Raw genomic sequence first — 20,121 nt, 5'->3', positions numbered from 1 at the left:
CTTGCGTAGGTGTCCATCTCTTATTTAGATAATAATTGGATCACTTCGGAAAGCTCGGTTCCAATTTTGAAGCAAGGTCTGTTAATCGGTTCCTTGCTTCATCGTACTTGATTCTTGAGTCAAGCATATGATAAAGGTACAAACTATCTTCATGTTGTAAGTAAGTATATATAGTCGGCTTCTCATGCTCTAAAACAGACAAAAGTTCTGGAAGCGGTAGCGGAATCGTTTTTGTTCTTACGTTCAAAAAGTAGTTAATAAAGTTTTTGAAAATATACACGAGCTGTGGGTCGTCAGGTGTATGGCTTACAATGATATCGAATTTTTTAAGCGCTTCTATTAAATCGTATTCGTCAAACTGCATGTAAAAAAATCCTCCTATAAAAGTTTCGCTGCCTTTTACAAGAAGATCCTACAAGTCTAAGGCAGCTGGCTGACATTGGTTTCCCTTTAGTCCCTGTAGCTTTGCGTCCTTGCTTTTCAGCAAGTTTGCCATTTTCTTATATAATTAGTAACAAGAATATAAATAGAAATTGAAACAGGTAAATGGAATTTCTTCTCATATAGTACTTTATATCATAGCAAAAAATCAATGAAAATGTCGTTAATTGTTGAAATAAAGTAGTTTTTTTGTAAAAAAAAGAAAGTATACCTAGGTAAATGACCTACGTATACTTCAGTCCTTTTGACTAAAAGCCTTTTTCAACCACACTAGAATAATACGTATAGCAAACGCTTTATAGCAGTACTACAATCTATGACAGACGAAACCAAATTGAACCTCGTCTCTTCTACTATTACAGCCTCTCACAATCTATTCCTTTCACAGTTTCCCGCAGCTTTCGGAGTGCTTGCTTTCGCCAAGATGCCACCGTACTAACCGATACCCCTTGTTCTTTTGCAATATCTTCTCTCTTCTTATCAAGAATAACGGCCTCATAAACCCACAGCTGTTCACGCGGGGTGAGCTGAGTCAAATAAGGTGATAACAGCATGATGCTAGTTTCACAAGGATCGTCTACATCTGGAATTTGTCCATTCGACTGCTCATCGAGAAAAATTGTACGTTCCGAATAGAGACGTTCCCGGCGTAGCTTCGTTAAGAGCCGTCCGCGGACGGTTTGGTAGGCATATGCCTCAAAGCAGCCTTTCTCATCATCAAAGTGTCGATAAGCCTCCCATAGAGCGATCACACCTACTTGATAAAACTCCTCATGATCTTGATAAAGATGAAGCTTCTTTAATTGTCCTTTAATCAATGGCTCAAATGTCTCCAGTACCTTTTCAAAATCATTAGCTTCCATTTAAACCTTCCCAAATAAGAAGCGCGCTTCCCTATATTCCGCGGTAAACAAAGCGTAAAAGAAATCAAAAAAACATGCATGTCGGAAAAAGGGAGTAAATCATAAGGAGAAAGCCACGATTTTGACAGTTTTATTAAAGCATTTAACTAAAAACAGACCATAGAGGCAGGCAGTTTTAATAAAAATGACAGAAAAAATGAGATACAGCTCAGGCATATAATACAATACAATATTGTATTTCAGCTTGTCGACAAAGTCTCTATAACGAGACAGTCTACTAGCTTTTGTATTTTTGTGGGGTTGCCATGATAAGACGCTTCGAATCCGCTCCCGGGATGGGGGGCATGCTTTCCGCAGGCGGGCGTGGAACTAACCGGCTCCGCCGGTGGATTTCCACCTGCCCTTTCCTCCTGCAGGAGTCGGCCCTCCCATCCCGTCCGCTTTTTCTGAGGGGAAATACGAGTCCACGTCCTTTTTAACATCCTTTATCTCACAAATGCGAGACAGTTGACTGGTTTTTTTCTATAATACGGATGCTATTTCCGAAAACACGAGTTTGTTTATGATGAGTACTATGATTGTTACATATGTCCAGAAGATCAGATTCTCCCATATCGAACCACAAACCGAGACGGATATCGAGAGTACATATCGAATCCATCCATTTGTCAGGACTGTCCTGTGTTACACCAATGTACGAAAAGTAAAAACCATCAGAAGCTAGTTTTACGGCACATTTGGCAGGGTGCCTTAGATGATGCTGAACACTTGCGACATACGGATTTAAATAAAGAGATTTACGCGAAGCGGAAGGAAACCATCGAACGCGTCTTTGCTGATCTCAACACAGAAGCATGGTTTGCGTTGGACCAATCTAAAAGGGTTGGAAAATAATTCAATGCAGGCGATGCTTGTTTTCGCTTCCATGAACCTGAAGAAGTTAGTGAATTGGCGCTGGAGAAACACTCATCCTCCAGTGGCAACAACGACAAATAAGCAAAATCACGTAAAAACGTCTTTGAAATCTTTTTCAAAGGCGTTTTGTCTACGGTCTGTAATACAATACAATATTGTATTTTTATGGTAGATTAATAGAAAATAGCATAGAATAGAGGAAATCTAAATGAAGAAAACTGTAATTGGTGGATTCATCATGTTTGGCGGTCTATTCATAACGTTAACAATCATATTGGGCGCAACAATCTACGCCGCAAGTATTACCGAATGGTCTGGACAATCAAAGTTTTGGTTTGCTATTTTTGGACCACAAGCTGGAGGTCAAAGCTTACAGCTCGGTATTCCGTTTGTAATAGGTATACTACTCACGATCGTTGGGATCGTTATATTATGGCGCGAATATATTGACCCACGTACCACTAAAACCGATACCGATGATTCAAGCAAATCAACCCCATTGCCACATGACTGGAGGAGACAATTAAATGAGAAGGAGGGGCGTCATACAGTGAGCGAAGAAGAAAAACGTTTTATTAGACAGGATTATATAGCAAATGGACACATAAATGAAATCTACCCAACACCAATAAAAAACCACTTCTTACTAGATGTCGACGGAGACCCCCAGTTAGTTGTCATTAAAAACAACCTAGCGTTGCGAGTAACAGAAGCACAGCTTAACAAACAACCTGAATTAAAAAAGTGGTTTGAGGAAACGGTTTAGTATACGGAGTTTGCAAATAATCTTTTACGAAAGCTTGGTATTTTCGATTTAGAGGAAATCATTTTTTAAGGGGTGAACTAATGGAAAGTTCTCTTCGTTTTCCGATAGGGCAGTTCGAACCAACAGAAAATCCGAATTCAGAACAACGTAAAAAATGGAATCATGAGATTTCAGATATTCCCAAAATTCTAAGGCATATTGTACAAAATTTATCGAAGGAGCAGCTCACTACTCCTTACCGACCTGACCGATGGACCGTTCAGCAGATTGTTCATCATTTGGCGGATAATAATATGAATGCCTATATCCGTTTCAAGAAGGCTTTAACCGAGGAAAACCCAACTTCAAGCTCATATAGAGAAGACCTCTGGGCTGAGCTTATTGATTATCAAGAGACGCCGATTGAAACCTCGTTAGTTCTTCTAGAGTCACTTCATGCTAGATTTGTAACCTTGCTTTCTGCGTTGCAGCCGTCAGACTTTCAAAGAACATTCATAAGCCCCAGTCACGGGATGATGAATCTTGATGTTGCTATACAGAGATTTGCCTGGCATGGAAGACATCATATAGCACAAATTATTGAAATTAAACGACGAATGGGCTGGACGGAGTAGTTATTCTTTCTAATGTTAGATAGTAGGAGGGTCTTATGGGGAATGGGACCATTTATAAAAGCGAAGAAGGAAAAAATGCGATAAACCAACACTATGAAAGCTATGTACATTCACTTAATGTAGATGTCGAACGAATTTTTGTTAATACAAGTTATGGAAAAACGCACGTTCTTGTTGCTGGTCCACCTGAAGGAAAACCTGTTTTTATATTCCAGGGTGGTAATTGTATCAATCCAATGACGTTATCTTGGTTTCTACCATTACTAAACAACTATAGAATTTATGCACCAGATACTATTGGTCATCCGGGATACAGTGATGAAAACAGAATTTCAGCGAAGGATCATAGTTTTGCACAGTGGATCGAAGAACTAATGAATTATTTTAATATCGATAGTTGTGCATTCATTGGTCCTTCGTACGGTGCTGGAATCATCTTAAGATTAGCGACATTTATGCCACATAAAATCGATTGTTCCATTTTAGTATCACCAGCTGGAATAGGATTAGGCTCCAAAGCCAAAATGATTAAAGATATTTTACTTCCTTTAGTCTTATTTAACGTTACATCATCAGAAAAACATCTTCATAAAATCACTGGGATTATGTCAAATAATAGCATGAAAGAAGTCGATAAAAAAATTATCGGGGATGTATTTAAATACATAAAGCTTGAACAAGAAATGCCTAAATTAACGGAGAAGAAAGAATTAACAAATTATTACGCACCCACTTTAATCATCGCAGGGAAACATGATATTTTCTTTCCTGAAAGAAGATTGAAGAAATTGGCTCAAGAAATCATCCCCAATTTAATTGCATTCAAAACCTACGACATGGGACATTTCCCATCAAAAGAAGGTTTAACGAAAATTAACAGTGAGATTATGACGTTTCTAAAAAAGTATTACTAATTACACCTTTCTGGCGTGCAATTAAAAAGGCCGAAAAGAAGTATAGTTTTAAAAAAACTCGTTTCATTCAGGTCACAGAAATTGCTACTCTAAGTGAGTTCCTCAAAATGACTCCGACGAACAAGAAAATACGCCATCAAGTAAAGGACGAATAAAATAAGAAATGAATAAAAATAGTGCCATTTTACCGGATGATAAACGCCAATAAGATGAAGCAAAGGTAGCGCTATAAATGCTATAACAGCTGAGTAAATAGCTGATTTTAAAAATGGGTTAACGTTAGGCTTTATTTGTAGAACCGTCATAATGGATATTGGCAATATGGCGATGCTCCAAGGTAAATAGTTAGAGGAAAATGGAAATAGCTCATAGTGATAATGAAATAAGCCAATCGAAGCTCCAAGTAAGTCAAAGAATGAGGAGAATATTACTACAAAAAAGCCAGAATATAATAATCGATGTGTGCTGTCCTGTTTTCTGAATCTTATCCAAAAAATGATTGAAATAAATAACAAGATGAGACCGAACCACCACTGCCAGGAAAACAGAGAATGCTCAAGCCAAATTTGAAATTTCTCATTCATTAACTCGTTTTCCTTTGAATAATACTGATCGAAAATAGGATTAGTCATCGTACTCTCCTTCAATAAGTGGCATAAATGAAACAATATTAAGATGTACCAATCAGACAATTTTTATAAATGTGATAGTCGATTCTAAAAAAGGAATCGGCTTTTTTGCTTAATACAAAAGCTCTGCTTTTAGATAAGTATGAAACGATCATCAAGCGAGGTCGTAAAAGCCTTACAATCTAGCTATGATCAAGCGGTTGAGGGAACAAAGAAAGTAAATAAAACCGGATAAACCTTTGAAGAATTCAATACGTCTATTTCATCGATCCAAACGAAAATTGAGAACATTTCAAGCAATCTTAAAGACATTACGGTTCGAAGCAAAGAAATCAATCGATCTCTTGAAAATGTCTCTGCGATTTCACAAGAGTCGTCAGTAGGTATTGAACAGACTTCCGCCAATATTCAACAATCAACAAGTGCAATGAACGAGATCGTTATAAACTCTGAATCTGTTGCTCGGTTAGCCGATTCATTAAACCAATCAGTAGGTCATTTTAAGTTAGATAAATAAAACTGGTACAGAATTCCACGGTTTTTACTTTTTTTACAAATGGTTTGTGCTATACTAATGGTACTAAAAGTAGAAGGGATGATGGGTGGCCGATGATTAACTAATCTTATTTTAAAAAGTTTGAAATCACATATTTCAAATCAGATAAAATAGGATTAGTCTGCCCATTTTCTATAAATTGTAGAGCTATTAATGAAATAGCTTATTAGAATATGCAAAGAACGACTAATCCTTCCAAATGAACTGGGGGGATTTTTTTGATTCTCCCTTTAAAGAGAGGGATTACATGTATGAAAGAACTATTAAAAATATCAAATATTAGCTATGAAATAACTGACGTTAACGTTTTTGCAGAAATAAATGCTCGTGTTCAACACGGAGATGTCATCGGTGTCATTGGCAAAAATGGTGCTGGGAAATCGACGTTATTGCAATTAATTAATAATGAATTAGTGCCGACAAAAGGACAAATACAATGGCTGCAGAATGACTTGAGCATTGTGATGGTTGAACAAGAAACCGAGGCGCATCTTTCCGGAAATAAGACTCCTCTTGAAGCCAAATTACTAGAGAAATGGCATGTCCCTACCGATGATTTTCAACAATTGAGTGGTGGTGAAAAGCTGAAAGCACGTCTTGCAAAAGGTTTTTCAAAGGAGGCAGACCTTTTACTACTAGATGAACCGACAAACCATCTCGATGAGCAAAGCGTTGAATTACTCGTTAGTCAAATAACGAATTATAAAGGTACCATTATATTTGTTTCGCACGATCGTTATTTTCTAGATGCAGTGGCAACAAAAATATGGTCGATTGAAGGGAAGCAGCTTATTGAACATAAAGGGAATTATTCTAGTTATATGGAGGTTCGCAAGCAGAAACGACTTACCCAGCAGCGTGAATATGAGAAACAGCAAAAAATGGTTGAACGGATTGAAGGCCAAATTAAAGAGCTCACGTCTTGGTCGAACAAAGCTCATGCTCAATCGACGAAAAAGGAAGGATATAAAGAGCATTATCGCGTCAAAGCAAAGCGTATGGATGCACAAGTAAAATCAAAACAAAAGCGTCTTGAAAAAGCGCTAGAAAAGGCAAAGGCTGAACCGGTTGAGCCAGAATATACAGTTCGCTTTTCAATGAAAGCAAAAAGCAAGGTAGGAAAACGGTTTTTAGAAGTTAAGAATCTAACAAAAACTTTTGGCGAACGAATCCTATTTGAAAACGCCAACTTTACAATTCAGCACGGTGAAAAAATTGCTATACTAGGTCCAAATGGAAGCGGAAAGACGACATTATTGAAAGTCATAGTTGGACACGTTGCAGCTGAAGGCGCTGTATGGATTTCTCCCTCTGCAAAAATTGGTTATTTAACGCAAGAGGTGTTTGATTTACCACTTGAACAAGCACCGGAGCAGCTATTTTATCAAGAAACATTCGAGGCGAGAGGGAAAGTCCAAACGTTAATGAAGCATTTAGGATTTACGACATCTCATTGGAGAGAACCGATTAAGAATATGAGTATGGGTGAGCGTATTAAGTGTAAGTTAATGAAGTATATTTTAGAAGAAAAAGATGTACTTATGTTAGATGAGCCAACGAATCATCTTGACTTAGCTTCACGTGAACAGCTTGAATATACGTTAGCACAGTATGATGGAACGCTCATCGTCGTTTCACATGATCGATATTTCCTCGAAAAAACGACAAACAGCCAACTTGTGATTTCGAATAATAGCATTCAAAAGCGACTAAATGACGTATCTCCAAAAAGAGATAATCTAGATGAATTACGTTTAACGCTTGAAACAGAAAGACAAGAAGTGTTAGGTAAGCTTAGCTTTATGACGCCAAATGATGAAGCGTACACAGAACTTGACCGGAAATTTAAAGAGCTTACAAAGCTTCTGAATGAACTGTAATCGACAAAGAAGGTACCCCAGAAGGTAGATTTTTACCTTTTGGGATATCTCCGATAATGTAGTGACGGAGCGCTTGCCTCTGCTTCAGTAACTTTTGAGACAGGCCCGTTTTTTTCTATTTCTATTCTTGCGTAAAACCGTCTAGACCTTGTTTTTGTAGTTCTTCTGCGACGATTCGGGCAAGCTCGGTTGCTCCGGCACGGTTCGGATGTAATGAGTCTCCGTTCATATAAAGGTCAGATGTGGCTTCTGGTCCGATTGAGGTAAAGTAGGCCGAACTTAACACATTAAGGTCTACTAATGGTACGTTTTCCTCCTGAGCTAAAGCGGCAGTAGAATGTCTATACCAACGATGAACAGAAGTATGTTCGCCCTCTGAATTAAAGTCGGTTGCTCTACCTTGTGGCGTCGATAAGATCACGGTTGCTCCTGTTGCCTTTACTTGTTGAACCATATCACGCATAATCTCTTTAAATTCCTCTTCGGTTGTTTCATTTTTTGGATTAGTATCATTAATGCCGAGCTGTAATATAAAATAATCACCTGGTTTAATATATTTTAAAATCGCTTCTAACTGACCATCATTTCTAAACCCTCTTGCAATTTGGCCGCCAGATGCCATATTTCTAACTTGGAAAGTATCCGTGTCTACAAATTCCGGGAGTAATTGTCCCCATCCTGCCTGAACACTGTTGTCTAATGGATAGTAATTGCATACTGTGGAGTCGCCTCCGATATAGATGGTTCGATTGGTCTCCGGATGGCGAGACAGCTTTTTAATTTCTAAGGCACTTAATGTAAAGTTTGTGCCGACTCTACCTGCTGTTACAAGTAAGTTCAGTTGCCCATCAGTAATAGGGATTTGAAAAGAATCAGTCGCATTGTTTCCTGTCATGTTGATAATTTGGTAAACACCTTCTGCTGCAACGCTTGCTCTGAACGTATCCCCTAACGTAACCTTCACCTCGTAAAGCCCGTCTGGCAGGTCAACATCAAAGGTGTTTGTACTTTTCGTACCGGACGTTTCAAACTGTACAGCATCACTGGCTGCACCTGTTCCAGATGCCGGAACATTAATCATGTTCTCTGGTGTATGAAAGCCATAACGCTTTTTTTCATCATACTTATCAGAGGCACTTACACCGATATAGCCCTTTTCGACCTCTCCATTACCAAAGTCGAACTTGTATTTGTTCGGTGCTGCCTCTGCTGATAAATGAACAAAACCACCAATGACCGTCATGATTACAAGCAACGTTAATGCTTTTAAGAACACGTTTTGCACGATACCGCCTCCCTTGAATGCAAGAATAGTAATCTTTCTTTACACATTCCTAGATAGGTAATTTCCACTTAACAGACTGAAGTAATCACCTCCCATCTCGATTGATTGTATGCTATGATAAAATTTCCATCAATAGGATATTTTTGAAACGTGAATATAAAGGTAGTAACACTTTTTTGCAAAGACGATATTTTGTTGTTGCGCTTAATAGTCAGCATTTACCTTCTATAAAGTCTAAGAACAAACAACAAATCAACCGTACAGCAGTTATTAAGTTATCTAAACATTAAAGGGCTTAACTGGGAGGAGTGAAAATGGACAAACACTATGGTAATCCTGAAACATTTTCCTTTCGTACATCGTAATCTTAAGGGGGGGTTACGTGTTGAAGAATATAAAACTAAGAATCATCTGGCTTATTCCAACGATTTTTATGTGGTTAATGTTTATTGGGTTTTCAATTTGGGTTTTTGTAAACGCTGAAGGGTTAATTCAAATAGAAATGTTATCAAGTTGGGTACTAAAATTACTGTTCTTATTTATCATTTCGTTATTGGGAAGTTATCGAATGTGGTCATGGATAAAAGAAGGGAAGCTGTGATGAAGTTTTTTAAGCTATGAAATAGGTTGGCACACACAGTTGAGGAAATCCTGTAACAGTTGCTGACAGCTGCAGCGAAGGAGATATAATACTGAATACGGTTGGACTTAAGAGGGGATGCCTTTTCTAATTAATGTTTACCCAAGAATAGTTATTTAATGGTAAGGATATTGTATCGAATAAAGTTTAGAGGCGATTATAATATGTTTCCAATTCTCGATGTGTTAACGGCGTTACTCATGCCCATCTTACTTATAACACTAATAATCTTGATCGCTAAGTGGATATGGAATCCTGACAATAATGCAAATAAATTACAAGTAAGTATAGATGATATTAGGAAACAACTTAATAGGATAGAAGAAAAAATGAATAAGATAGATAAAGGTTAGTTAGTAGCTTTTACTTTGGGGACGTTCAGATAACAAGAGCAGTAGAAATGTTTTTTTCTTTAAATAAAGGGACCTTAAAGAACCCCAAAGCACAACAGGTATTCAACTTCAACATACCATTAGCGTTTTATGCTAATGGTATTTGTTTTCTTCAAGTCTAGAGTAGATTAGCAAAAGAAAAAATGGAAACAATGTCCAAGTCGTCCATTTTTAGTGTTAAACTAGAAAATAGGAAGCTTTATTAATTTATCTTTAGTAACCAGCTATTTGTAAAAGGGGAGGCTGCATTTTGAGTGAGAAAAAATGGAGGTTATCTTTGCCTAGCGCAATCGTTATTTTAAGTGTGTGTATTTTGTTTTCAGCTTTTCATATTTCGAGTGCAATAAGAGAGTCATCAAGAAATAGTATTGACAATGGGACTTATGAATACGAATTAAACCGATTTAATGAAAATGTTGATGAATTGATCCAAACACTTCAAGAAAACGATGAGGTGGGACAATAATACTTTACTGGAGGCTAAGTTAAAAATGAATGTATCTGAAAAAACAGTTAAAAAAACTAGCTCATGGATGAAGCGAAATGCCCGACCGTTAGAGTGTGCAAGGTGGGGGTACTGGTTCGAGGGTGCTTCACGGGATAACGTTATTCACTACTTATCTGCATATCAAAATGACGATGGTGGTTTTGGACATGGAATTGAGCCTGATTTTTGGCTGCCACATTCATCACCGATGGCCACATGGGCAGCAGGACAGATCTTAATGGAAATAGGAGCCGAGCCGAATGAAAAAATAGTCCAGTCAATGCTATCATATTTGATTAAAAGTAACGAGAAAGAAACAGGAATGTGGGTATCAGTCCTACCTGAAAATAATCACTATCCCCATGCGCCGTGGTGGCATTGGGAAGAGGGCGTACAGGAGAATTGGATGTTTAATCCTAGCGCAGAGTTAGCTGGATTTCTTGTGCATTGGTCTCCCAAACAAAGTGAAGCTTCCCAAATAGGCTGGACAGCAATTGAAAAAGCAGTTGACCATTTAATGAATATGAAAGAGATGGATAAGCATCAAATAAATAATTATCAACGGTTAATGAAAATAATGAACACACATGAAGAAACCTTTAACACGAAGCTAAACGATTCGTATAAAGACGTTTTAGATAAATTACATTCACTGGCAGAGCAATGTGTGGATAAGGATGTCGCTACGTGGTCAACAGGCTACAAAACACTCCCATTAGACTTTATTGATAGTCCCGAGCACCCTCTTTGTCGAACATTCGGTGAGTTAATTGAGCAGAACTTAAACTATTATTTAGAACAATTATCTGAAGAAGGCACTTGGGACATTTCGTGGAATTGGGGAAGCTATCCCGGAGAATTTGCTGTTGCCAGAACATATTGGAAAGGAATCCTTACAGTAGACAGGTATAAGCTCCTTAAAGCATTTGGTTATATTCAGCCAAATTAGCAAATACAGTTGCTCAAATGTCTTATTCTCTTTTTGAAAATAAAGAGTTGTACCAAAAGATGCGAACAGGAATATGAAGGAGTCATTACATGGATAAATATAACATCATATTATTTGATTTAGACGGTACACTTTCAGACCCAAAGGTAGGTATAACGAAATCAGTTCAGTAAGCATTACAAAAAATGGGCATTGCCGAATCCAATCTCGATAAACTAGAATGTTTCATTGGTCCACCACTCCACGTATCATTTTCTGAATATTACAAGTTTGACGAGGAACAAACACAAAAAGCGATACAGTTCTATCGGGAGAGGTTTAAGGATAAGGGAATGTTTGAAAATGAGTTATATTCAAATATTCCCTTACTACTAAAGTCGTTAAAAGAAAATGGCTATACGTTAGCTGTTGCCACTTCAAAGCCTACTGTTTTTGCTGAACAAATCCTAAAGTATTTTTCGATTGACCACTATTTTGAACAGATTGTTGGAAGTAATCTTGATGGAACAAGATCGTCAAAAACTGACATCATTCAATACATCCTAGATATATATAACAACGAATATAAACTCGGTGAGTTTATTATGATTGGAGACAGAAAACACGATATCATCGGCGCAAACAATACTAGGATTGCCTCTATAGGAGTTACTTATGGATACGGTTCATTTGAAGAATTAAACGATTCTAACCCTACTCATATTGTTAACAGTATTAATCAGGTAAATGATATTTTATTAGGTAGTGATTAGCAATGACATTTACAGTTATATAGTTCATGTAATAGTAAAGTTATATCAAATACCTTTTTGAACCAAAGGATGCAAGACTTCAAGAGCGGGAGTTGTCGTTTTCGGCAACTCCTATCGCATTTTTTGCTATACCTACAGTTATGCCTTACAAAGTTAGAGAAAAATAGGGAGGATATAATGAATAAATTTTATGTTGCATCAAGTTTTAAAAACATAGATACAGTTCGTTCTGTTAGTAAGCAGTTAATAAATAAAGGCTACATTCAAACATATGATTGGACGAAAAATGAAAAAGCTTCAACACTTAAAGATTTAAAGGATATAGGACAACTAGAAAAGAGTGCTGTGATGGAGGCGGATTTTCTAATCGTCATATTACCAGCAGGAAAAGGAAGTCATATTGAATTAGGTATTGCGCTTGGACAAGGCAAAAGAATTTATGTGTATTCACCGAGCAACGAAGTAAATAATGTGGAAACAACAAGTACGTTTTATCATGTACCTGAAGTGAAAACAATCATTGGTTCGATTGATGATATAGTAGAAATAGTGACAAGATAGATTTTTTTACTAAACGCTTGTAAGAGGCAAAACAATTAGGAACGACAGCTCATATTTCTAATTGTGTTAGAAAAACAGGGAATTAATCATTGAAGAACATCCTTGTAATACTCGATAGTAGATAATTAGGAGAAGAAAATGGAAATTCATTGCAGGACAGAGGCCTCTTATTCGTTGAACTTCTTGATCTATATTCAAAATATATTTATTAATTAAAGTTAGAGTAATGATGAATCTAAATTCCCTTACATACCAACACAGTATAAATTTAAGGAAGACTTTAAACTGCGTTATAGAAAGCTATGGGATGAAATATCTCTGAAAATTTCCGAACATCCTAGAAATGATATGAAAATATTCACTGAAAGTAGTGTTTTTGGGGGATTGGTAGACATTCGTTCCTTTATTTATCAAAAAGGAAGCCGATTTCCTGAGGCTACTTTTCTCTTTTTCAATGCCCTCTAAGCAACGTGTGGAGCCATTGCTGCTTCCTAGCATGACTTTCAAGCGGTTATTCAGTGGCCTTGATTTCCTCTGATTTTTGGCAAATAGCGTATCAGATGTCCGCTAAAACATAAAAAATGGGGTTATTTCTGAAAAGGTCTGATTATAGAGCACATTTCACTTTCGGCGAAGATTTAGTAATAGTAAGTAAAAGAGAGCTGTCGTGACGGTAGCTTACGTAAAAGGAGCAGAAGCGTTAACAATTGTGATTAAGGGAGAATATCGATATGAAATCAAGAAAAACCATAACGACTATTGCTATTGGCATGCTGTTTATTACTGTTTTAATGAATCTATTTAATAACGATGTGTGGGATGTAAACGAAGAAATGTTAAAAGAAGAAGTAATATCAATTGAACAATCGGTTGAAACAGTAAATTTATTAGATGTAACTCCATTTGAATGGGATATGGTATATTCCTTTGACCCTTATACATCGAAGGAAAAGGTCTATGAAACAGTAGGTTATAAATGGGATACAATCAGTGAAACCGTTAGTGAAGGAATGAACCAAATCGTTTTTATGAAGGATGAAAAAGTCGTTTGTTATTTATTCGGGTATCCTCAAAATAACCGTTATGGCATATATTTTTCAGGTGAAGGATTTAATCATGTTGCCCAAAGGATTAATTCAAATGATGATTTGACTTTTCAAGTGAAAAAGAGTGGTGATTTCGTATATTTGATAAATTATTAAATATCTGAGTTGCTTCATGGATGGAGCGATGCTTAAATGAAAAGAGCATCGTTTTTCTATTTTGATTTTGAAGAAAGTAATGACTTTGCCGCGTTATCCTCCTTAAATCACATAAAAGAGGCAGTGCCAAAGGGTTGTTTTTTAACCTTTTGGCACTGCCTTCATGAAAGCGTAGTGAATGGAGCCATTGCTGTGCACGCTTTAAGCATTTGAGACAGCCCCACGATGTCTTGATTATTTATGGGATTCCATTTGAAAAATTCGTTCGCTTATCAAGTTGAGAAAGTTCGTCCACTTTTCCTTTAAAGTAATGGTAGATCAATTGTTTATTTAAACCTGCACGTTTTGCAATGGATTTAATTCTGGCACCATTATAGCCCTTCTCAAAAAATTCCTCTTTCGTAGCGTCCAAGGCTCTTGCAGCTGGTGGAAAGCCTTCAAATGAACCACAGGACCATGGCTTTATGTATGGATGGAGTTTTCAGGATATTGACGGTCATCTTTGGGAGATTTTTTTCATGGATGATAGTTCAAACAAGTAAGATCATACCCGAACGTTACTAGTTAAAATCTATTAGGTTACGAAGGTTTGTTGACTTTTCATGGTGAGCGAAAAGAAAGTGGTATTCTATTAGATTTTATCTCTATTCTAGGAGGAATTTGTTGGAAAATAGGGAATTCTTTATCTTGTTTTAAAATAATGTTAAAAGGAGATGAAGGAATGGGATTAAAGGCTGAAAAGTTGGATTTGCATAAGGTTGATATTTCAGGGTCGAAGTGGCAAGAGGTTAATGCTATGGAGTTAGATATTAGTGATGTAAATTTGGCTAAAACAAAAATCAACAATGTAAATATGAGTGGAATGGTTTTAAATGATGTTAATATGGGAGAAAGTCGCATATCAAATGCAAATCTTTCTGGAGTAGGAATTCAGCATGCGAATTTTAGTAATGCCGTCATTGATCATGTTCATTTATATGGAACAGAATTTCACAATGTCGTTTTTCCGATGGAAGGTGACGGGAACTTTAATCCAGATGGACAGTATAAACCGATTAGTTTTCAAAATTGTGATCTGACAAATGGACAAATAAGAAATTGTAATTTAACAAATGTAGAGATTAGTGATTGTGATATTTCTGGATTAAAGATCAACGGCGTACTTATTGAGGAATTGCTGAAATATAAAGAAAAGTTGTAAGTCAACCTGAAACGTTGCCTTCCTGTATAAGGGAAGGCAACGTTTTTTGTGCCTTAGAGTGAAAAACGTAAAATTGAAGCGAAATAGGTGACTACACGCCAAAGCAGGAAAATATAAGTGTAGTTCCTACGATTTATAGTAATGAGTAGTTTATTTGTTAAAGAGATTGATGAAAAAATCGCGAATGAAACTTTCCTAGAATAGTCGGGAAGTTTTTTCTGTTGACCTACAAAATCGAAGTAAATTAATGTTAAAATAAGAAAGTAAAGGATAGTTATCAGTTTTTAGGAGAGGGATAGTAATGAAAATCAACATACAGAGTCTTGTTTTTATTGTCACACCAATCCTTGTTGTAACCCTCTTATTCCTTTGGCTTACCGGCTTCATTGGTTTGTGGACTGGCGGTATTGCTGAAAAGGCAAATAATACAAAAGACTTCACTACTACAAAAAGTCATTTCATAGCAGGGGATTATTCTATTTCAATTGATCTATCAAATTTAGAAAGTAATATTGGAAAAGAATTATACAACGATGGAAAACATACGATATATGTTTCTTCCGTAAATAACACAGGTAGTGAAAATACAGGCGGGTATAGCATTAGTTTTAGATCGAGTGGAAGGATATCATTGAATGCTGCATCACTGGTTTCAGGTGTCCAGCATGCTCGGATAAATGAACACTCGTTTACAAATATAATGACCGCAAAGATGACAGCCGAATATAATGGGAAAATCTATGAAAGTCCGATAAGCGGTGTGAGTGGATTGAACTATAAGGACGGGGATGAATTCGGGTTCTATATATTTCCTCATGAATCTTATCAAGAAATTCGTTTAAATGAACAAGGAGTCGTGGGTTTAACTGTGTCAAACCTTTATAAAAATATTTGGAGCAAGAATTAAGTAGGAGATTCATCATTTCTCCAACTAAGCGATAGAATAGCCAAAAAACTAGTTGCATATGTAGAAAAATGGTGTCATAGCAACGGCTCAGACTTTATAGATAGGGTTTTACTTACCTGTTTATCTAGGAGATGTAAATTAATACTATTTCAACAAAAGGATTGAGAGTTATGTCTGTTAAAGCTATTTTTTTGGACTTTTATGGAACCGTGGTACACGAAGATGGAGAAATCATTTCAGATATTTGTAATCGAATAAAAGTAAATTCAAAAAAAGAAGACGTTACGTCAGCTGAAATTGGTCGTTTTTGGTGGAATGAATTTTATCATTTTTTTATTGAAAGCTATGGCGATACTTTTTTATCTCAAAGGGAATTAGAAAGGATTTCTTTACGTAATACTTTAAATCATTTCAATTCAACATCAAAAGAAAATGAATTAAGTGAAATGATATTTAAGCATTGGATGAAACCTGAAATCTTTAAAGATTCATTGGAATTCTTTGAACAGAATACAAATCCAATTTATATACTTTCTAATATTGACCGTTCAGATATTTTGGAAGCTATTAACCTACACCAGTTATCAGTTAAAGAAGTAATTACAAGCGAAGATGTGAAATCGTATAAGCCTCGTTCAGAAATGTTTGAATACGCCTTAAAGCAAAGTAAGTTATCACCAGAAGAAGTAATTCATGTTGGGGACTCTTTATCAAGTGATGTTACAGGTGCCAAGAATGTAGGGATTAAAAGCGTGTGGGTAAACAGAAATAATAAAAAAATTAACGGCAATGTCCAACCAGATTTTGCAGTTACCACTTTACCTGACATTTTTAATATTTCTACACTTTTCAAAAACTAAACACATCTTGTTAAGTAAGGATCTATCTCTTGAAATAATTCAGAAGCAGTAACTGAGTATGAAAGGTATGAAAACATAAAAAGGAGTTTAGCGAATTCAGTGAAAGACCGAGCCGCTTTTACATTGGGCCGGCTTTCTGGCTAACACTCATGCCCGTAGAGGCTCAAAGTGAAGTGACAAACTGTCTACTCTGTTTTCCATCAAAACTGTTCCAGCTTTTATGTGTTATAAACAGTACTGTACCTTTAAAAAAATTGTATGAGTGTTGACATACCAATTTATTATGTAGCTGTATAAAAATATCCAATAGAAAAACCACCAATGATATGAACTGAACCCGAAAAGTTAGACACACAACTAACAATTGGGGTGCAGTTCATGATATTAGTGGTTTAACCTTACTATTTTATGCAGAGCTGCTTTTCGTGAAATTGACGAATGTTTTTTAGGTGTTACTCTTTTTGAATTAGTTGGGATTAGTTTATGGCTTTCTCACTTTGAACTCTATACAGTGACTTAACACGGTCAACTACTAGTTTGGAAATTATAGACATAACAACAAGGCTGATAAATGACCAATGAGCATTCCATGCCTTTTCTAAGTAGATATTTGCAATTTTCATAAGAGGTAATGCTAAATAAGAGACAAATGCTGAGAAGAAGCCTGACACTATTAAGAAGGACTTCCACTCTTCGAATCGGTGGTATATGATGCTTAGTCCTATTGGAATGATGAAAAGATTAGCAGGTAACATTGTAGGGATGATGGGTTCAAGTTGCATCCGATAATCATACCAATCCATGGCTGTTGCTACATCATCTAAGTTTTTATTAAGGATGTATATGAATCCAAGAAAGGCGATGGATGGGAGGAGTTTTTCCTTTTTAACTAAGACAAAAAATAAAATTATCATTAAGAAACAAGCCCCAAGCAGCATCCACCATTGCCAAGTGAATAATGTATGCTTTGTCCATATTTCCCACCTCAAGTCTGTCAACTGGTTTGAAATTTTATCAATTTCTTTCCCTAATTTCTCCATAATAACATCCTCCTAAAGTAATACATTTAGTATAAGTTTGCATAAGTAATTAAGGTTTCATACTGGTTTCTTTTTATTTAGGAGTTATATTAAATTTATTGTGGAAAAAGGAATATTGCTAAAGATAAAAGGCGTTCTTTTTTAACTTGAAGTAATCGTACCCTATCATTAGAAACTAAAAAATCCCCATTTCTATATTGTAAATAGGAATGGGGATAACTAATATTGGGTATTAATAACGTATTAAATTCACGCTACCCTATAATTAAAATTTGAATTTTGAAATGGCTTCTTCGAGTTCATTAGCCATTTGTTGAAGATGTCCTTTTACAACTTGGAGCTCTTGCATTGTAGCTAGTTGTTCTTCTGATGATGCAGCTACACTTTGGGAATTATTGGTTGTTTCAGATGAGATGGTAGTCATCTCAGAAAGTGATGCTGAAACTTGTTCAGACCCAGCAGACATTTGTTCCACTGAAGCAGAAACTTCAAGAATTTGTGCAGCAACTTGCTCTGCTGCTATTACAATTTCTTCAAAAGTATTTCCTGCTATATTCACGGCATCAATGCCTTGACTAACTTCATTTGTTACAGTTGTCATTGATTGAATTGACTGTCCAGCATCCTTTTGAATTTCATTAATAAGTTCACTAATATTATCAGCAGAATGGGTCGTTTGTTCAGCTAACTTTCTTACCTCTGATGCGACAACAGCAAATCCTTTTCCGTGTTCACCCGCCTTTGCAGCCTCAATTGCTGCATTAAGAGAAAGTAAATTTGTTTGAGCGGAAATATCTGTAATAATACTAATGATATCGCCGATTTGCTTTGAACGATCACCTAATTTTTGAATAACGAACGAGGATTCATCAACGACTTTGCGAATTTTATTCATTTGAATCACTGCTTGCTTGATAGAGTCATTTCCTTCGCTTGCAGTCTTAGCTGTTCCACTTGTTGATTCAGACACAGACGACGTTGTTTCAGCAATTCGTTGAATACCAATTGAAATTTCTTCTACAGCAGTAGCACTCTGTTGTGCACCTATCGATTGTTTCTCAGCACCTTCAGCCACCTTCGTAATAGATTCGGTAATTACATTTGAGGCTTTTACCGATTCATCAATACTTACAGAAAAATCATTAGCAAACAAAGTAACCTGCTTTCCGGTTGTACTCATTTTGCCAATCAAGGATTTCAGGCTAATAGCCATTGAATTAACGGATGCTGCTACACTGTACAATTCATCATTTCCCTTGATTTCGATAGGTGTTACAGTAAGATCGCCGTTAGATATTTTAGAAGTTACCTTTTGCATTTGTTTTATAAGTTCAATATGCCTTCTTGATAATAGATAAAATACGATAATACCTGAAAGAACAAAAATTATACAGACGCCAGCTATTACATATTTCAAGAACTCTAAAGGTTGATAAAATTCATCATAATAAGCACCAACTACTAAAATCCAATCCCATTCTTCATAATAATCAATATATGCGATTTTTTTATGAGCTTCAGTTTCTCCAGGATTACTCCAGGAATAATCAATAAAGCGCTCTTCTTGATTTTTTAATTTCGCATGACTTATATATTCCTGCACAAGGTATTTGCCACTTGCATCCTGTGAGTCAATCATATCTAAACCAGGTTGAAGCGATGTTGACATTTGTAATATACCGTTACTATCATAAGCAAACATATATCCTTGGCTTTTATATTTTTATATACAAATGCAGACTGACTAAAATCGCGATTAGGCTCTCCTTCAGTTATCACAGGTCCAACAATTGCATTTCTAGCACGTTCTTTAGCCTCTTCAATAGTGAGATGACCAGCCTTCACTTCTTTATCAAGCTCGCTTATTGTAGATTTAGCACTTGTAACGATGCTTTTCATGTTCTCTTTCCCTGCATCAATTAATTCATTTTTCGCCGTTTGATAACTAACGAATCCTAACAGTGAAGAGCTTAAAAGAACGATGATGGAAACAAGCAACATTACTTTTAGTATTAAACTATTACGAAATCGAAGTTTGTCTGATTGCTTATTACCCCTGTCATTTTTAAACATGATTCCCTCCTGGTTTGTAGTTTTTTGTCGAAAAATGATAGCTTGTTTTAGAATACCACAGGGACCTTAGCACTGTATATAAAGATTTAATTTCCATTTCAACATACCAAGTTGATGGAATTCACATTAAGGAAAGGTTAGAGATCAGTTTTATATGAAAACAATAAATTAAAATATCTTTTAACATAGGTGAT

General features: G+C 36.2%; 20 protein-coding genes, 3 pseudogenes and 1 riboswitch. Of the genes and pseudogenes, 15 read left to right on the top strand and 8 right to left on the bottom strand.

The annotated features are described in order from the left end of the window. Window positions 1–40: 40 nt before the first annotated feature. Window positions 41–364, bottom strand: a complete 324-nt coding sequence (locus tag B1R93_RS12180; protein WP_088104222.1) for a hypothetical protein — start codon at window positions 362–364, stop codon at window positions 41–43. 57 nt (window positions 365–421) lie between these two features. Next, a riboswitch (cyclic di-GMP riboswitch) is annotated at window positions 422–504 on the bottom strand. A gap of 293 nt (window positions 505–797) precedes the next feature. Further along, a complete protein-coding gene (locus B1R93_RS12175) occupies window positions 798–1,304 on the bottom strand; it encodes a sigma-70 family RNA polymerase sigma factor (RefSeq protein WP_088104221.1) in 507 nt (168 codons plus the stop codon). A gap of 537 nt (window positions 1,305–1,841) precedes the next feature. Between B1R93_RS12175 and B1R93_RS12165 the strand changes: the two are divergent. From B1R93_RS12165 to B1R93_RS12150, 4 genes and pseudogenes are all read left to right on the top strand, one after another. Next, window positions 1,842–2,391 (top strand): annotated as a pseudogene (locus B1R93_RS12165) (transposase); the annotation flags it as partial. A gap of 36 nt (window positions 2,392–2,427) precedes the next feature. After that, a complete protein-coding gene (locus B1R93_RS12160) occupies window positions 2,428–2,985 on the top strand; it encodes a hypothetical protein (protein WP_088104219.1) in 558 nt (185 codons plus the stop codon). Between the two features lie 80 nt (window positions 2,986–3,065). Beyond that, window positions 3,066–3,599: a YfiT family bacillithiol transferase gene (locus B1R93_RS12155; protein WP_088104218.1), complete on the top strand. Its 534-nt coding sequence runs from the start codon at window positions 3,066–3,068 to the stop codon at window positions 3,597–3,599. 35 nt (window positions 3,600–3,634) lie between these two features. Continuing rightward, a complete protein-coding gene (locus tag B1R93_RS12150; protein WP_088104217.1) occupies window positions 3,635–4,513 on the top strand; it encodes an alpha/beta fold hydrolase in 879 nt (292 codons plus the stop codon). A gap of 89 nt (window positions 4,514–4,602) precedes the next feature. On the opposite strand, the gene B1R93_RS12145 is transcribed toward B1R93_RS12150, so the two are convergent. Beyond that, entirely contained in the window at window positions 4,603–5,145 is a 543-nt protein-coding gene (locus B1R93_RS12145) for a CBO0543 family protein (protein WP_088104216.1), read from the bottom strand. Between the two features lie 804 nt (window positions 5,146–5,949). Here B1R93_RS12145 and abc-f point away from each other — a divergent pair. Continuing rightward, the gene (gene abc-f, locus B1R93_RS12140) at window positions 5,950–7,578 is read left to right on the top strand and encodes a ribosomal protection-like ABC-F family protein (protein ID WP_088104671.1); all 1,629 of its coding nucleotides are present in this window, start codon (window positions 5,950–5,952) and stop codon (window positions 7,576–7,578) included. A gap of 121 nt (window positions 7,579–7,699) precedes the next feature. On the opposite strand, the gene B1R93_RS12135 is transcribed toward abc-f, so the two are convergent. After that, window positions 7,700–8,821, bottom strand: coding sequence for a rhamnogalacturonan acetylesterase (locus tag B1R93_RS12135; RefSeq protein ID WP_088104670.1), 1,122 nt, complete (start codon window positions 8,819–8,821; stop codon window positions 7,700–7,702). Between the two features lie 424 nt (window positions 8,822–9,245). Between B1R93_RS12135 and B1R93_RS12130 the strand changes: the two genes are divergently transcribed. The 6 genes and pseudogenes from B1R93_RS12130 to B1R93_RS12100 all read left to right on the top strand — a co-directional run bounded on the left by B1R93_RS12130 (window position 9,246) and on the right by B1R93_RS12100 (window position 13,846). After that, window positions 9,246–9,464 (top strand): hypothetical protein, encoded by a 219-nt coding sequence (locus tag B1R93_RS12130; RefSeq protein ID WP_245308273.1) that lies wholly within the window; start codon window positions 9,246–9,248, stop codon window positions 9,462–9,464. 681 nt (window positions 9,465–10,145) lie between these two features. Next, the gene (locus tag B1R93_RS12120; protein WP_088104213.1) at window positions 10,146–10,361 is read left to right on the top strand and encodes a hypothetical protein; all 216 of its coding nucleotides are present in this window, start codon (window positions 10,146–10,148) and stop codon (window positions 10,359–10,361) included. Window positions 10,362–10,386: 25 nt separating this feature from the next. Next, window positions 10,387–11,331 carry a hypothetical protein gene (locus B1R93_RS12115; RefSeq protein WP_088104212.1) on the top strand — a complete coding sequence of 315 codons (945 nt, stop codon included), beginning with the start codon at window positions 10,387–10,389 and terminating at the stop codon, window positions 11,329–11,331. Window positions 11,332–11,420: 89 nt separating this feature from the next. Further along, window positions 11,421–12,083: pseudogene (locus B1R93_RS12110) on the top strand (HAD family hydrolase). Between the two features lie 177 nt (window positions 12,084–12,260). After that, window positions 12,261–12,644, top strand: coding sequence for a group-specific protein (locus B1R93_RS12105; protein WP_088104211.1), 384 nt, complete (start codon window positions 12,261–12,263; stop codon window positions 12,642–12,644). A 731-nt stretch (window positions 12,645–13,375) separates the two neighbouring features. After that, the gene (locus B1R93_RS12100; RefSeq protein WP_088104210.1) at window positions 13,376–13,846 is read left to right on the top strand and encodes a hypothetical protein; all 471 of its coding nucleotides are present in this window, start codon (window positions 13,376–13,378) and stop codon (window positions 13,844–13,846) included. Between the two features lie 238 nt (window positions 13,847–14,084). On the opposite strand, the gene B1R93_RS12095 is transcribed toward B1R93_RS12100, so the two are convergent. Next, a complete protein-coding gene (locus B1R93_RS12095; RefSeq protein WP_245308272.1) occupies window positions 14,085–14,258 on the bottom strand; it encodes a TetR/AcrR family transcriptional regulator in 174 nt (57 codons plus the stop codon). On the opposite strand from B1R93_RS12095, the pseudogene B1R93_RS23420 reads away from it, so the two are divergent. From B1R93_RS23420 to B1R93_RS12075, 4 genes and pseudogenes are all read left to right on the top strand, one after another. Then, window positions 14,248–14,388, top strand: a pseudogene (locus B1R93_RS23420) (VOC family protein); the annotation flags it as partial. The gene B1R93_RS12095 and the pseudogene B1R93_RS23420 overlap by 11 nt on opposite strands. A 179-nt stretch (window positions 14,389–14,567) precedes the next feature. Then, window positions 14,568–15,047, top strand: a complete 480-nt coding sequence (locus B1R93_RS12085; protein WP_088104669.1) for a pentapeptide repeat-containing protein — start codon at window positions 14,568–14,570, stop codon at window positions 15,045–15,047. 301 nt (window positions 15,048–15,348) lie between these two features. Beyond that, a complete protein-coding gene (locus B1R93_RS12080; RefSeq protein WP_088104209.1) occupies window positions 15,349–15,954 on the top strand; it encodes a hypothetical protein in 606 nt (201 codons plus the stop codon). A gap of 170 nt (window positions 15,955–16,124) precedes the next feature. After that, window positions 16,125–16,814 (top strand): HAD family hydrolase, encoded by a 690-nt coding sequence (locus B1R93_RS12075; protein WP_088104208.1) that lies wholly within the window; start codon window positions 16,125–16,127, stop codon window positions 16,812–16,814. A gap of 476 nt (window positions 16,815–17,290) precedes the next feature. Here B1R93_RS12075 and B1R93_RS12070 read toward each other — a convergent pair whose 3' ends face one another. From B1R93_RS12070 to B1R93_RS23680, 3 genes are all read right to left on the bottom strand, one after another. Next, a complete protein-coding gene (locus tag B1R93_RS12070; protein WP_088104207.1) occupies window positions 17,291–17,854 on the bottom strand; it encodes a CBO0543 family protein in 564 nt (187 codons plus the stop codon). A gap of 265 nt (window positions 17,855–18,119) precedes the next feature. Next, entirely contained in the window at window positions 18,120–19,523 is a 1,404-nt protein-coding gene (locus tag B1R93_RS23415) for a methyl-accepting chemotaxis protein (RefSeq protein WP_280949476.1), read from the bottom strand. Next, window positions 19,496–19,927: a cache domain-containing protein gene (locus B1R93_RS23680; protein WP_088104205.1), complete on the bottom strand. Its 432-nt coding sequence runs from the start codon at window positions 19,925–19,927 to the stop codon at window positions 19,496–19,498. The genes B1R93_RS23415 and B1R93_RS23680 overlap by 28 nt, the downstream gene beginning before the upstream one ends. Window positions 19,928–20,121: the final 194 nt, after the last annotated feature.

It is taken from the genome of Halalkalibacter urbisdiaboli (assembly GCF_002156385.1).
GTDB classification, from domain to species: domain Bacteria; phylum Bacillota; class Bacilli; order Bacillales; family Bacillaceae_D; genus Halalkalibacter_A; species Halalkalibacter_A urbisdiaboli.
Note: the sequence above shows the minus strand (reverse complement) of the source record. Positions and strands in the feature narration are given on the sequence as shown.